This is a genomic window from Streptomyces sp. NPDC050423 (genome assembly GCF_040655445.1).
In the GTDB taxonomy this organism is placed as follows: Bacteria; Actinomycetota; Actinomycetes; order Streptomycetales; family Streptomycetaceae; genus Streptomyces.
Genome location: NZ_JBFAJY010000016.1, coordinates 38,123 through 52,127, shown reverse-complemented (window position 1 = coordinate 52,127; position 14,005 = coordinate 38,123). Strand labels below are relative to the sequence as shown.

Below are 14,005 nucleotides of genomic sequence, written 5' to 3'. Positions count from 1 at the left end.
CACTCCGGGGGGCCGCCGGGTCGTTGTGGTGACTGCCCGGCCGAGGTCAGCGGCCCAGCAGGAAGTCGAGCTGGATCCTGTTGAAGACCTCGGTCTGCTCGTACTGGGGCCAGTGGCCGGCGTTCTCGATGACCGCGAGCCGGCCGCGCGGGATCAGGTCCGCGATGCGGCGCCCCTCGTCCACCGGACCCGACGGGTCCTTGGTCGTCCACACGACCAGTGCCTCGGCACGGATCGCGCGCAGGTCGTCGTCGCCGAGCATGTTGCGCTGCCGGGTCTCCAGGTCCTGCAGCGCCATGTTCATCCGGCAGGCCATCTTCCAGTCTGGCTGCTCGAAGATCGCCTGCCGGGTCCTGACCAGGTCGTCGGTGACCATCGACGGGTCGGCCATCAGCCACTCCAGACGGGCTTTGACCCGCTCCCAGGAGGGGTCCTCGGCGGCCTGCGTCGACAGCGTCAGCAACCGCTCCATCACTTGGGGGTTCGCCATCGTGCCGCCCATGGTGTTGAGCACGATCCGCTCGGTGCGCGCGGGGTGCAGCTGTGCGAACCGCGCGGTCACCCAGCCTCCCAGCGACTCCCCGCTGAAGTACGCGCGCTCGTGACCCAGTGCGTCCAGCACTCGATTGACCTGGTCGAGGTAGTGCGGGATCTCCAGCGGGTGCTCGGGCTTGGTGGAGTAGCCGTGGCCGATGAAGTCGATCGCGTAGCAGTTGAAGTGCTCCGCGTGCGCGGCCAGGTTCCGCACGTACGCCTCGGCGTGCCCGGTGATCCCGTGCAGCATCAGCAGCAACGGCTTGTCCGGGCTGCCCGACTGGAGGAACCGGGTGCGGTACGGTCCCGTCTCCAGGTACCCCTGCCGGAACTCGACCTGCGCCAGGTCCGACCACACGCTCGTGTACGTCATCTTCTTCTCCTTGGATCTCGGCCCGGCTCGGGCGGGTTCAGACGGCGGCCTGGTCGGCCGTACGCTCGGCGAGGAATCCGAGCACCAGCCGGGTGAACTCCGAGGCCCGCTCGTGGGGCACCCACAGTCCGGTGCGCTTGAACAGGTGCAGCTGGGCGTCGGGGATCTGCTTGAGCAGGAAGAGGGCGTTGTCGAAGCCCTGCACCCGGTTCTCGGTGCCCCAGACGATCAGCGTCGGCACCGCGATCCGGCCCAGCTCCTGCCACAGCGGCTCGGCCGGCACACCCGCCGACTCGGCACCGGCCCGGCGCTCCTCGCCGCCGGCGACCGATTCCTGGTACCGCTCCTCGACGAGTTCGTCGGTGACCAGCCCGGGGTCGAACATCATCATCCGCAGGTAGGCGCGCATCTTCTCCCGCGACGGGCCCTCGCCCGCGTAGTAGGAGCGGATCGCCTTCTGGCCCTCGGAGGGCATCGTGCTGAACAGCGGCACCCCGCCGGCGCTGGAGACCAGCACCAGCCGGTCCACGCGTTCGGCGTGGTGCAGGGCCATCGCGATCGCGACCGCGCCGCCGGTCGCGAGGCCGACCACGCTCGCTCGCGCGATGCCCAGCTCGGAGAGCATCGCGGCGAACACGTCGGCGTAGGGCCGGTACTTGCCGCCGGACAGCTCGATGGCGTCGGACCGGCCGTAGCCGGGCAGGTCCACGATCAGGACCCGGGCATTCCGGGACAGCTCGGCGAGATTCGTGCCGAAGTTGCCCCAGCCCGAGGCCCCGGGCGCCCCGCCGTGGACGCACAGCAGGACCTCCGGGCCGGTGCCCGCCTCGTGGTAGTGGATACGGGTGCCGTCGACCGTGACGAACCGGGACGTGGACTCCCGGGTGAGCGGTTCGGGGATGCCGACCGTCATCAGACCTTCACCGCCGCAGGCATCTCGCCGCCGAAGTAGTTCATACCGTAGGCCTGGTACAGCGGGCCGGCGTAGTTCTGCACGTGGTGCAGGGCGCTCTGGCAGTCGCGCCACATGCGCTGCATCGGGTTCTTCGCGTGCAGCTGGGAGCCGCCGCTGACCTTGAAGATCTCGTCGGCGGCCGCGGCCGCGCGGTGCGAGGCGGAGACCTGGTTGCGGCGGATCTCGGCACGCTCGGACAGGGTGAGCAGCCGTCCGGAGGAGACGATGTCGAACGCCCGGTCCATGTCGTGCAGGACGTGACCGATGCTGGCGTCGATGTCGGCGGCCGCCGGAGCCAGCACGGAGAGCTGGAACGGGTCGCGGCTGGCGGAGCCGAACCGGCTGCTGCGCTCCCGGGTCCACTTGACGTACGCGGCGAGGGTGCCCTGGGCCTGCGCGATCGTCGCCGTGGTGACCGCGCCTGAGAAGACCACGTTGCGTGGCATCGAGTACAGCGGTGCGTCACGGCCCGCGATCGACCCGGCGCTGCCGTCGGTGACCGGGTTGGTCCGGATCAGCCGGTGCTCCGGTACGAAGGCGTCCTTGACGACGATATCCTTGCTGCCCGTGCCGCGCAGCCCGATGACGTCCCAGGACTCGTGCAGGATCTCGTAGTCGCTGCGCGGGATGACGAAGTGGATCGTCTCCCGGTCGGTGACGTTGCCCTCCTGGTCGGTGATCAGGCCGCCGATCATCACCCACTGACAGTGGTCGGTGCCCGAGGAGAACGGCCAGTGGCCGTTGAAGACGTAGCCGCCCTCCACCGGCCGCGCCCGTCCCATCGGGGCGTACGGCGAGGCGACCCAGGTGTCGGGGTCCTCGCCCCAGATCTCGCGCTGCATCCGCGGGTCGCCCTGGGCGAGCTCGTGCGGGTGCACGCCCACCACGCCGGTGACCCAGCCGGCCGCACCGTTGCGCTGGCCGATCTCGTAGGCGGTGCGCAGGAAGTCGGTCGGGTGGGACTCGAAGCCGCCGAAGTCACGGGGCTGGAGCATCCGGATCACACCGGACTCGCGCAGCACGGCAGCGACCTCGTCGCTGACCCGGCCGAGTTCCTCGGACACAGGTCCGTCGCTCTCCAGCAGCTCGGCGTGTTCCATCACGCGGTCAAGCACGGCGTTCATGGCGCCTTCCTCTCTGGTGTGGCAGTCGGGTCAGTGGTGGTCGACGGAGTGGTGGCCCCAGAAGTGCGCGGTGTCGTACCGCGTGGGCGTCCACGTCTCGTCGTCGATCTTGATGCCGCCGGTGCCGAACTCGAGTCCCACGTCGGACGGGGTCAGCAGGTAGAAGCTGGTCATCCGGTCGTTGCTGTGCCGACCGAACGTCTTCAGCAGGCGGTGCGGCTCGTCCTCGATGTGCTCCATCGCCCGGCCGATCACGTCGAGGTCGGTGACCTCGAGCATGAAGTGGCCCACGCCCAGCGGGCGGCCCTCCACCTTCGGGGTGAATGCGAAGGAGTGGTGGCGCGGGTTGCAGTGCAGGAACGTCGCCGCCAGGTCAGGGGCGAGGTCGATGTGGTCGGAGAGCCGGAATCCCAGCACGTCGAGGAAGAGCGACTCGTAGCGGGCACGGTCCGAGACCACCTGCAGTACGTGTCCCAGGCCCTCGCTCCCGGCGACGAACTCCGCGCCGATCGGGGAGGCGAACCGCACCGAGGAAGTGCTCAGGCCCCAGAAGATCTCGTGGTCGTAGCAGTCGTCGGGGTCACGGAACCGGATCAGGTCCGAGACCATCCGTTCCTTGGCCACCGCCTCGCCGGGCCGGGTCACCTCGTATCCGGCGGCGACCAGGCGCGCCTCCAGTTCGGCGAGTTCGGCGGGTCCCTTGGTCTCCCAGCCGACCGCCGAGACGCCGCCCCGCTCGCCGGGGCGCACCTCGAGCCGGTAGGCCTTCTCGTCGATGCGGAACAGCAGGCGGTCGTCGCTGCGGCGGTCGGCCATCAGCCCGAGCACCCGCCGGCCGAAGTCCTGCCAGTGGTCGAGGTCGGTGGCCGTGAACTGTAGGTAGCCCAGGGCGGTGACACGGGCGGTCATGTCTCTCCTTGCAGTCGTTCTCTGAGGGTGGGTTCAGCCCAGCACACGGTCCTGGCCGAACCGGATCTGGATCAGGTCGGCGACCTCGGCGGCCCGGTCGCGTACCTGGGCGCCCCACCGGGCGACGGTCGCGCCGTCGGCCCCTCCCGGCGGGAAGGACATCCGCACCGCCAGCCGCGGGGCGCCGTCCAACGGCACCGCCACCGTGATGGAGCGGACGTCGTAGGTGTCGTCCGGATCCAGCTCGGGCTCGTAGTAGTCGAGGTGGTCCAGGTGCATGGTGAGCACCTGACGCTGGCGGTGCGGTGTCGGCTCGCCGTGGATGTACCGCGTGACGTCCTGCCAGGTCTCCTGGTCCGGGCCGTGGCCCACCAGGTTGAGCGAGTAGCCCTGGACGGCCACCCGTTCCAGGATCTCCCGGCAGCGCTCGCGCGCGGCGCCGTCCTTGCGCGGCAGCCGGTCCAGCCAGCGGGTGACGGCGGCTTCGTCCCCGGGGTCGAGGTGTACTGCGCCTGTCGGCGGCAGATGGGGCAGCCGCAGGCCGATCTCGAAATAGGTGCGCGTCGCCGAGCCGCGCTCGGTACCGATCACCACGTCGTGGTCGCCGACCAGCGCGAGCAGCGAGACATCGGCCGACTCCTCGGCGGCCAGGGCGGCCAGCGGCTCCATCGCCGCCTCGCTGAGCCGGGCGGCCCGGATCAGGTCGTGGTCGGCCGGTGCCAGGAACGACGAGGGCGCGAAGCCGCCGAAGCCTCCCTGGAAGAAGAGCAGCGGAGAGGTCGGCCGCTGCACGTCCAGAGAGCGGACCTCGCCGAGCGCGATGTAGTGGTCACCGGCGTCGACCAGCTGGTGGTAGGCGCAGTCGATCCAGGCGACCGAGTCCCTGAGGATCGGCGCGCCGGACGGCGAGGGCCGCCACTCGACGCCGGCGAACGACTCCGGACCGCGCCAGCTCGTGACGAGGTCGGCCTGGTCGGCGGCGAGCACGTTGACGCAGAAGGTGCTCGCCTCCCGCAGCCGGGCGAAGGTGCGCGAGCCGCGGTCGGGCAGGAACGCGACGAGGGGCGGGTCCAGCGAGACCGAGGTGAACGTGCCCACCACCATCCCGATGTGCTCGCCGCTGTCGAGGGCCGCGGTGATCAGGGCCACCCCGGTCGGGTAGTGCCCCAGAGCCTCGCGGAACAGGTGCGGGTCGATCGCGGTCAGGGCCGCGCCCGTGGTCGGCTCAGACATTGCGGATCAGACGGTAGACCTGGCTGCGCAGCTCGGCGAAACGAGGTAGCGCCTTGGTGGTGACCTGCTCACGCGGGCCGGGAAGATCCACGGCGAGCAGTTGCCGGATTCCGGCCGGCTTCCCGCCCAGGGCGAGCACCCGGTCGGAGAGGTAGACGGCCTCGTCGATGTCGTGGGTGACCAGCAGCACCGTGATGCCCAGGTGCTCGCGGACCCGCAGCAGCAGGTCCTCCAGGTCCGCCCGGGTCTGGGCGTCCACTGAGGCGAACGGCTCGTCCATCACCACCACGGCCGGCCGGTAGGCCAGCGCCCGTGCGATCGCGACCCGCTGCTGCATCCCGCCGGAGAGCTGCCAGGGGTAGGAGTCGGTGAAGTCGGAGAGACCGACTTCGGCGAGGGCCTCCCTGGCGGTCCGGTCCCGCTCGTCCTTGGTCACGCCCGCCGAGCGCAGCGGCAGTACGACGTTGTCGAGCACGCTGAGCCAAGGCATCAGCGACCGGCTGTAGTCCTGGAAGACGATGGCCAGCCCGCGCGGCGGTGCCTCGATCCGCTTGCCGTCGAACAGCACCTGGCCCTCGCTGGGGCGGCGGAGCCCGGTCAGGCACTCCAGGAGCGTGGTCTTGCCGACGCCCGACGGTCCGACGATGCACATGAGCTCGCCGCGGCCGACCTCGAAGTCCAGGCCCTCGAGGACCTGGCGCTCGCCGTAGCTGTGGCCCAGCCCGCGGATCTGCATGACCGGGTCGGTGACGCCGGCGCCCGGCGTATCGGTGTCCGGGGTGGTCTGCGCCTTCATCGCTGATCCTCCTTCTGCTTGGTGTAACCGCGGTGCCAGGCCAGCACCCGGGCCTCGACGAGTCCGAAGGCCTTGTTCGCCGCGTAGCCGATCAGGCCCAGCACGATCAGGCCGGTCCACATCGCGACGATGTCGAACGTGCGCTGCGAGTCGAGAACGAAGTAGCCGAGCCCGCCCGGACTGCCGACCATCTCGGTGAGCACCATCGCCACCACCGACATCGACAGCGCCACCCGGGCACCGGCGAAGACCTGGGGCATGGCGGCGGGGACGACGACGTAGCGGATCCGGTGCCAGGTGCTGAGCCGGTAGCCGGCCGCGACCTGATGCAGGACGGGGTCGACGGACCGGACGCCTTCCACGGTGTTGAGCAGGATCGGCCAAGTGGAGACGAAGGCGATGGTGATCACCTTCATGTCGTCGTCGGTGCCGAGCAGCAGCATCATGATCGGCAGCAGCGCCACGCTGGGCAGTGCCCGCATGAACTCCACCAGCGGCCGGGTCGCGTCCTCCAGCGCCGGGACGGACCCGAGCACCAGGCCGAGAACCACGGCCCCGACGAATCCGATTCCGAAGCCGACGACCAGCCGGACCACGCTGGGCAGCGCGTCCTCGATCAGGTGGTCGAAGAACCACAGGTCGACGAAACGGCCGCTGATCTCCGAGAGCGCGGGCCAGTAGAGCGAGGTACTGCCGGCACTGAGCCACCACCAGACGGCGACCAGCAGAACCGGGAGCCACACTTCCCGTGCGACCAGCGACGCGACCTTCAGCGTCCGGTTCATGCCGCACCTCCCTTGCGGACTGAGGGGTGCCACCACAGCACGCGACGCTGCAGCAGCACGAAGAACAGGTTGAGCAGCAGGCCGAGGACCGCCGCAGTGAACGAGTACACGAACGCCCGCTCGGTGTCGTTGATCTGCATCGCCTGGAGCAGGGCGTAGCCGAGACCGTCGGAACCGCCGAGGAACTCCGAGCTGATCGCCATCAGCAGGGAGAGCGTCGCGGCGATCCGCAGGCCGACGAAGACGAACGGGAACATCGACGGTGCCAGCAGATGGCGCAGCCGGTGCCACCGCGTCAGGTGGTAGGCGCGCGCGACCCGGCGCAGCTGGGGCGAGATCTCCCCGACCGCGTAGGACGTCTGGATGATGACCGGCCAGACCGCCGAGACCAGGATCAGGATCAGGCCCAGCTCGCGGGTCGCGCCGAAGAGCAGCAGGAACAGCGGCAGCAGCGCGATCGCGGGAACCGTCCGGCCGAAGTCGAGGAGCAGCTGGGTACTGTGCCGGACGCGTTCGTTGGCCCCGATCAGCAGGCCCACCGGCACGCCGACCAGGACGGCGAGTCCCAGGCCCAGCAGGGCCGTCTCGACCGAGGTGGCGATGTTCGACCAGTAGGCACCGGTCCCGGCCAGGTCGACGGCGGTCCGGAAGCTCTCCAGCGGGGTCGGGAAGCCGCTGGAGGACCCGGGCCCGCTGGCGAACACGTACCAGACGGCGAGCGCGACGAGGATCGCCAGCAGCCGGTTGGCCAGGCGCCGGATGCCGAAAGACGCGGCCCTGGGCTTCGTGCCGGTCGTCGCCGTGGGCTTCGTGCCGGTCACGGCCCGACCAGCTTCGCGGCGTCCGGGGCACCCTTCTCGAACAGGTCGTACTTGTCCATGTACTCGACCGAGAAGTCGACGTCCTCGGTGGTCAGCGGCTCCTCGGTGTAGACCGGGAACGCGGCCTTCTCCAGGAGGCCCGCGTCCGCGTCGAGGACCTCGGCGGCCGTCCTCACCAGCAGCTCACGGTCGCCGTTGACCAGCTTGTTGCCCTCCCGCACCGCTTCGCCGAACACCTTGACGGTCTCCTTGTTCGCCTCGGCGAAGTCCCGGGTGGCGACCCAGACGTACGCCATCCCGCCGCCGCCGGAGTTGACCGGCCCGAGCGCACGCAGGTCGCCCTTGGCGCGTTCCACGGTGCCCACCGGCTCGGGCGTGGTGGTCGCGTCGACCTGGCCGGACTTCAGGGCGGCCAGGGTGTCCGGGGACTCGACGAACTTGATGGAGGAGCTGTCGCCGCCGGCCTCGTCGACGGAACCGCGCAGGTCGACCCAGGGCGCGCTCTTGATCTGCGGCACGCCCACGGTTTTGCCGGTCAGGTCGGCCAGCGACTTGATCGGCGAGTCCTTCTTGACCCACACGTTGGCGAAGCTGAACTTCTCCTGGCCCTTGGGGATGCCCCCATCGGTCGCGCCGGCGACATAGACCAGGTCGACGCCCTGTCCCGCGGCGATGAGCGAGGTAGCGGTGTCCACCAGAGCGAGGTCCACCTTGCCGCCGAGCAGCTGCGGGACCATCTCGGTGGACGTTTTCGCCGTGCTGATCCTGACGTCCAGGTCGTGCTTCTCGAACACGCCCTCGTCGTCCGCGGCGAAGGCCGGGACGCCGTTGAGCGAGGCGAAGACGGCGAGATTGAGCTGCCCGTCGGCCGACGCGTCCGAGCCGGAGCTGTCGGAGGAGCAGGCGGTACACAGGGCCAGCGCCGCGACTGCGGTCGCGGCGAGAGCGCGAAAACGAGTGGAAGCCATGCGGGTCCAGTCCTTCTGTCGTGCCCGGGAGTGCGGCTCGTTGGGAAGATGCGTCCGTGGCGGGCAAGACGACAGTGGCAAAACGGGACCCTCAAGGGGGCCGATCCCTCACCAATCGGAATTTCAACTCGGCTCTCGTGGAAACCTCGACGTAACGCAGGACGTCGCGTACGTTCCGTATGCACATATGTTTTGGCTGAAAATGGTTGGCCGACGGAGAACGTCGGACGCGGGCGGGATGGAGCCGAGATGAGTGAGATCAACGGCAAGCGCGGTGTGCTGGCGCGGGCCTTCGACATCCTCGGCTGCTTCACCGGCGGCGAGCCCGAGCGCTCGGTCGCCGACATCTGCGCGGTGACCGGGCTGCCGCCGGCGACCGTGCACCGCATGCTGGCCAACCTCTCCGAGCACGGTGCCATCGAGCGGACCGGCCGTGGCCGCTACCGGCTCGGCCCACGCCTGTGGCGGCTCGGCCACGGAGTCCCGGACATCCGGGTGCTGCGCGACTGCGCCCGCCCGGCCCTTGTCGACCTGCACGCGAGTACCCGGCTGCCGGTCGCCCTGGTGACCCGCGAAGGCGACCGGCTGCACATCATCGACAAGATCGCCGGCCGCAACACGGTCCGGGTCTGGGAGCAGCTCGGATCGCCGACGCTGGACGAGCACCCCGCGGGCCTGGTCCTCCTGGCCTGGGGAAGTGACCCGGACCGCCGACCGGCGTCGCGCCCGTTGCGCAGCCAGGAGCAGTTCGCCTGGCGGCAGACACTCGCCCAGGTGCGGCAGATCGGCTTCGCACACTCTCCCACCGGCGCGCAGTACACCTCTCCGCTGGTCTGGGCCGCCGCCCCCGTCTTCGCCGAGGACCAGACGGTGAGCACCTGTGTGATGATCGGCGGTCGCCGGGGCCAGCATCCGCCGGTGTCCCTGGGACGCCAGGCCCGGACGACCGCCCGGGACATCTCCGCCGGCCTGCGCGGCACCCTGGACGCACCCACGCTCGGCGGAACGCACGCCTGGAGGGACGGTTTTCCGCCCCGACCCGGGTCAGCCGGGCAATCGGCCGCATCGTCCGCCGGGTGAGGGCGCGGGGTGCACCGGTGATGTGGGGAGCGGGGCCGGTCCGCTCGGCAGCCGGCTCCTGAGCCGGGGCAGGCGGCGGTGGGCGGCTCCTGTGCGTGTGGTGCGGAGGCGTCACCTCATGGATGACGGCTTGCCCTGCCGACCGGAGAGGGCGTCGGCCTTCATGCCCTTCGGAACGGGGGAGCGCTGGGTCCGTGTGGCTCCCCCTGGCGGCATTCATGTCCTTTCCCGGCCGTTCCCCTCCGGCCGTTCCCCTCCGGCCGGGCCCCTCCGGCCGGGCCCCTCCGGCCGGGCCCCTCCGGCCGGGCCCCTCCGGCCGGGCCCCTCCGGCCGGGCCCCTCCGGCCGGGCCCCGGCCGGACGGCGCGGTGCCCTCGGCATCCGGTGTCCGGCTGAGGGCGGCACCGCCACCGGCCGACGGACCCGGCCGTCAGCTGCCACGTGCCCCGGGTTGACACTGTCTTCCCGCGCCCCGGACGTCGAGGCGTTCCCCCCCCGGCGCGAGCGGGCCGCCGGACCGGCCGATGCGGGCCCGGGCTGTTTCGGCCAGCAGGCATGTGGTGCCGTCGTGCGGGCTGTTCCGACGGGCAGGTACGAGCCCGTCCGCGCCGTTTCGCCCGGCCGCCGAGACCTCCGTCGCACCCCGCTCACCAACTCGCTTTCCGCTGGATGCGAGCCGCGGACCGCTCGGCGCCCCGTCCTCCGAGACTGGTCACCGAGGGTCGCCGGGCGGCCCGCAGCCCACCATCGAGAGGACAGCCGTGAGCGTCGCCTCCCCCGTGCCGCAGCAGATCGGCGCGACCGCGCAGCTGGTCGACTTCGTCTGCGGACGGGACCGCCACACCACGCCCGTCACCCGCGCGGCCCTGCGCGGCCTGACGGTCGACACCGTCGGGGTCGCCGTCGCCGGGCTCACCACACCGGCGGCCGTGCTGGTGCGCGACTGGGTCGAGGACCAGGCACCCTCCTGCGCCGTCGCGCCGGCAGGGTCGGCGGCCGTGTGGGGCTCCGCGCGCAGGCTCGGGCCCGCCGACGCCGCCCTGGTCAACGGCACCGCCGCGCACGCCCTGGACTGGGACGACGCCGCTCCCTCGATGGCGATGCACCCCGCCGCCGTCCTGCTGCCGACACTCTTCGCGCTCGCTGCCCGCCGTCCGGTGACCGGAGCCGAAATCGACGTCGCCTACAGCGTCGGCTCCGCCGTCTTCCGCGCGGTTTCCGAGGCGCTCCCGCACGCCGTCCACTACGGCCGGGGCTGGCACAACACCTCCACCACCGGACGACTGGCAGCCACCGCCGCGGCCTGCCGACTGCTCGGTCTGGACGGCGATGTGACCGCCCACGCCCTGGGCCTCGCAGCCTCCCAGGCGTCCGGAAGTCTGGCGAACTTCGGCACGATGACCAAGCCGATGCACGCCGGCCTGGCAGCCCGGGACGCCGTGATGGCCGTAGGGCTGGCCGGTCGCGGTTTCACCGCCAACCCCGCCCAGCTGGAGGCGCGCGGCGGCTTCCTCGACCTCTTCGGCGACCACGACCCACAGCGCACGGCGGTCCTGGGTGAGCGGCTGGAACACTGGGCGACCGGCTGGGTCGACGACTACGCGATCAAGGCCTACCCCTCCTGCTTCGCCACCCAGCGCGCGATCGACGCGGGACTCTTCCTGCGCGAGGAACTGGGCGCCGACGTCGACCGGATCTCGCGGATCACGGTGACCCTCGAACACGGTGGCACCCGGCCACTGCGGGACACCGCTCCGGGCAACGGACTCGAGGCCAAGTTCTCCCTGGAGTACACCCTCGCCGTCGCCCTGCTGACCGGAAACGTACTGCTCGGCGACTTCACCGACGAGGCCCTGAAGCGGCAGGGTGTCGCCGAGCTGATGGACCGGATCGAACTCACCGAGCGGCCGTCGGCCGAGGAACCGGGCCACACCGTCGTCCGGCTGCACACCGGCGACGACCGGCTCCTGGTCCGCGATGTCCACCACTCCCGTGGCGACTCGCACCGGCCGCTCTCGCCCGCCGAGCTGGCCGCCAAGTTCCACCAGTGCGTGGGACGGGGACCCGCGAACGAGTCCTGGTTCGACGCGCTGCACGCCGTTCCGGACGCCGACGAGCCGCAGGACCTGCAGGCACTCCTCGCCGGGCCGTTCGCACGTGGCTGACCCGGCCTCCAGCCTCCCCCTTGGCCGCGACGCGCGTCGCGCCGTACCCGACACCAGGAGAAACCCGATCATGACCGACACCTTCACCGAGGAAGCGACCAGCCGCTTCGTGGAACTGCCGAGCGGGCGCGTCCACTACCACGAGTACGGCGAGGGCCACCCACTCGTCCTGCTGCACGGCTCCGGCCCCGGCGCGACCGGCTGGAACAACTTCGCGGCGAACATCCGCGAGCTGGGCAAGCGGTTCCGCTGCCTGGCCGTCGACATGCCCGGATGGGGCAAGTCCGACCCGGTCGGCTACGACGACCGCGACCACGCCGCGACCGCGCTGGAGTTCCTCGACGCCCTCGAGATCGAGCAGGCGGCGTTCATCGGCAACTCGATGGGCGGCGCCACCTCGGTCATGTTCGCCGCGACCCACCAGGGTCGGACCAGCCACCTCGTCACCATGGGCGCCGGAGTCGGCGGCGCCCACCTCTTCGTCCCCGGCGGCGGGCCGAGCGAGGGCGTGAAGGTGCTGCAGCGGACCTACCGTGAGCCCACCGAGGAGAACTTCCGCGACCTGGTCGACGTCATGACCTTCGACCCGACGCACGCCTCGCCGGAACTGGTCCGCCGGCGCCACCGGGCTGCGGTCGAGCGTCCTGACCACCTCGTCAACTTCGCCGACGGCATCGGCCGGCCGCGCCCGCACATGGCCACCCACGCCCAGATCGCCGGCATCACCGCACCGTCCCTGTTCGTCCACGGCCGCGACGACCGGGTCGTGCACTACGAGAGCTCACTGAAGCTCGTCTCACTGGTGCCCCGCTCGCGGATGGTGCTGCTGGCCGGCTGCGGCCACTGGGCCCAGCTCGAGCACGCCGACGAGTTCAACCGCACCGTCACCGACTTCCTTCTCCACAACTGAGGAAGAAGAGGAAGAAAGGGCTTCTGCCATGCACGAGGTACACGAGCGGATCCTGGCCCGCGCCGAGGAGATCGCCGCCGAGGCCGCACCCAGCGACGAGCTGGGCCGGCTGACCGACGAGACGGCTGAGGTGCTGCGTTCCAGCGGCGTCATCCGGATGCTTCAGCCGGCCGAGTTCGGCGGCCACGAGGCCGCTCCGGTCGACTTCTTCCGCACCCTGCGTGACATCGGCGTCCACTCCTCCTCCGCGGGCTGGGTGGCCGGTGTGGTCGGCGTTCACGCGTTCGAGGTGGCCCAGATGGACATCACCCTGCAGAAGGAGATCTGGGGAGAGGACCCGGACACCTGGATCGCTTCGCCGTACGCCCCGCTGGGGCGCGCGACCCCGGTCGAGGGCGGGTTCCGGTTCAGCGGGCGCTGGCCCTTCTCCTCGGGCACCGATCACTGCCGGTGGATCGTCCTCGGCGGCCTGATCGTGGACGAGGACGGCAAGCCGGTTCCGGGCGGACTGCGCCACTTCGTCCTTCCCCGGAAGGACTACGAGATCATGCACGACTCCTGGGACGTCGTGGGGCTGCGCGGCACCGGCAGCAAGGACATCCTGATCAAGGACAAGTTCATCCCGGCGCACCGGGTCCTCGACCCGCTGCCGATGGAGGACGGCGGCCTGGCCCACCAGGTCGGCCGCGGTGACTCGCCGCTGTACCGGATGCCGTTCCACCCGATGTTCACCGCCGGCATCACCACCGCCACGGTCGCGATGGCGCAGGGCGCCTTGGCGGCGTTCATCGCCTCGATGCGCAACCGGGTCACCGCACGCGGGGTGAAGACCGCCAACGACCCGCATCAGCTCGCCGTGCTCGGCCGGGCGATCTCCGATCTGGAGGCGGGTGAGGTCCAGCTCTTCGACGACATCGCGCGGATGTGGGAGCAGGCACAGCGTGACGAGCGGTTCTCGCCCGAGGAACGGCTCCGGGTCCGCCGCAACCAGGTCCGCATCGCCCGTCGCGCGGTCGACGCCGTCGACGAGTTGTTCCTGCACGCCGGCGGCACCGCGCTGCGCAGCGACTCCACGCTCCAGCGGTGCTGGCGTGACATCCACGCCGCGATGAACCACGCCAGCAACAACGCCGACCCGATCTACCAGGCCTACGGCCTGAACACGTTCGGTCTCCCGTTGCCGGGGTCGGTGCTCTTCTGAGGGACTCGCGGGGCCCGGCCCGCCGCCCACAGACGACGAAGCCGCCTGTGGCAGCGCGATGGGGAGGCGCACGCTGCCCTCGCGCCCCGTCCGGAGAACTTGTCACCACCACGACCATTCCTTCTTGGAGGGTAGCCCGTATGCCTGTTCCG

General features: G+C 70.9%; 13 protein-coding genes. 4 read left to right on the top strand and 9 right to left on the bottom strand.

The window, feature by feature from the left end:
* Positions 1–46: 46 nt before the first annotated feature.
* From AB0I52_RS14525 to AB0I52_RS14485, 9 genes are read right to left on the bottom strand one after another with little or no spacing between them, the layout of a single operon-like run.
* Complete coding sequence (locus tag AB0I52_RS14525; RefSeq protein WP_363072384.1) at positions 47–907, bottom strand: alpha/beta hydrolase; 861 nt, start codon at positions 905–907, stop codon at positions 47–49.
* A 37-nt stretch (positions 908–944) separates the two neighbouring features.
* Positions 945–1,820 carry an alpha/beta hydrolase gene (locus AB0I52_RS14520; protein WP_363072382.1) on the bottom strand — a complete coding sequence of 292 codons (876 nt, stop codon included), beginning with the start codon at positions 1,818–1,820 and terminating at the stop codon, positions 945–947.
* Positions 1,820–2,986 carry a hydroxylase gene (locus tag AB0I52_RS14515; protein WP_363072380.1) on the bottom strand — a complete coding sequence of 389 codons (1,167 nt, stop codon included), beginning with the start codon at positions 2,984–2,986 and terminating at the stop codon, positions 1,820–1,822. The genes AB0I52_RS14520 and AB0I52_RS14515 overlap by 1 nt, the downstream gene beginning before the upstream one ends.
* A gap of 30 nt (positions 2,987–3,016) precedes the next feature.
* Positions 3,017–3,895: a VOC family protein gene (locus AB0I52_RS14510; RefSeq protein ID WP_363072378.1), complete on the bottom strand. Its 879-nt coding sequence runs from the start codon at positions 3,893–3,895 to the stop codon at positions 3,017–3,019.
* 33 nt (positions 3,896–3,928) lie between these two features.
* Positions 3,929–5,128: a flavin reductase family protein gene (locus AB0I52_RS14505; protein WP_363072376.1), complete on the bottom strand. Its 1,200-nt coding sequence runs from the start codon at positions 5,126–5,128 to the stop codon at positions 3,929–3,931.
* Positions 5,121–5,924, bottom strand: a complete 804-nt coding sequence (locus AB0I52_RS14500) for an ABC transporter ATP-binding protein (protein ID WP_363072374.1) — start codon at positions 5,922–5,924, stop codon at positions 5,121–5,123. Before AB0I52_RS14500 ends, AB0I52_RS14505 begins: the two co-directional genes overlap by 8 nt.
* The gene (locus AB0I52_RS14495; RefSeq protein WP_363072372.1) at positions 5,921–6,709 is read right to left on the bottom strand and encodes an ABC transporter permease; all 789 of its coding nucleotides are present in this window, start codon (positions 6,707–6,709) and stop codon (positions 5,921–5,923) included. Before AB0I52_RS14495 ends, AB0I52_RS14500 begins: the two co-directional genes overlap by 4 nt.
* Positions 6,706–7,530 carry an ABC transporter permease subunit gene (locus tag AB0I52_RS14490; protein WP_363072370.1) on the bottom strand — a complete coding sequence of 275 codons (825 nt, stop codon included), beginning with the start codon at positions 7,528–7,530 and terminating at the stop codon, positions 6,706–6,708. The genes AB0I52_RS14495 and AB0I52_RS14490 overlap by 4 nt, the downstream gene beginning before the upstream one ends.
* Positions 7,527–8,498 (bottom strand): ABC transporter substrate-binding protein, encoded by a 972-nt coding sequence (locus tag AB0I52_RS14485; protein ID WP_363072368.1) that lies wholly within the window; start codon positions 8,496–8,498, stop codon positions 7,527–7,529. The genes AB0I52_RS14490 and AB0I52_RS14485 overlap by 4 nt, the downstream gene beginning before the upstream one ends.
* 249 nt (positions 8,499–8,747) lie before the next feature.
* Between AB0I52_RS14485 and AB0I52_RS14480 the strand changes: the two genes are divergently transcribed.
* From AB0I52_RS14480 to AB0I52_RS14465, 4 genes are all read left to right on the top strand, one after another.
* Positions 8,748–9,578, top strand: a complete 831-nt coding sequence (locus AB0I52_RS14480; RefSeq protein WP_363072366.1) for a helix-turn-helix domain-containing protein — start codon at positions 8,748–8,750, stop codon at positions 9,576–9,578.
* A gap of 760 nt (positions 9,579–10,338) precedes the next feature.
* Positions 10,339–11,742, top strand: coding sequence for an MmgE/PrpD family protein (locus tag AB0I52_RS14475; protein WP_363072364.1), 1,404 nt, complete (start codon positions 10,339–10,341; stop codon positions 11,740–11,742).
* A gap of 70 nt (positions 11,743–11,812) precedes the next feature.
* Positions 11,813–12,652, top strand: coding sequence for an alpha/beta hydrolase (locus tag AB0I52_RS14470; protein WP_363072362.1), 840 nt, complete (start codon positions 11,813–11,815; stop codon positions 12,650–12,652).
* A 28-nt stretch (positions 12,653–12,680) separates the two neighbouring features.
* Entirely contained in the window at positions 12,681–13,853 is a 1,173-nt protein-coding gene (locus AB0I52_RS14465; RefSeq protein WP_363072360.1) for a hydroxylase, read from the top strand.
* Positions 13,854–14,005 lie beyond the last annotated feature (152 nt).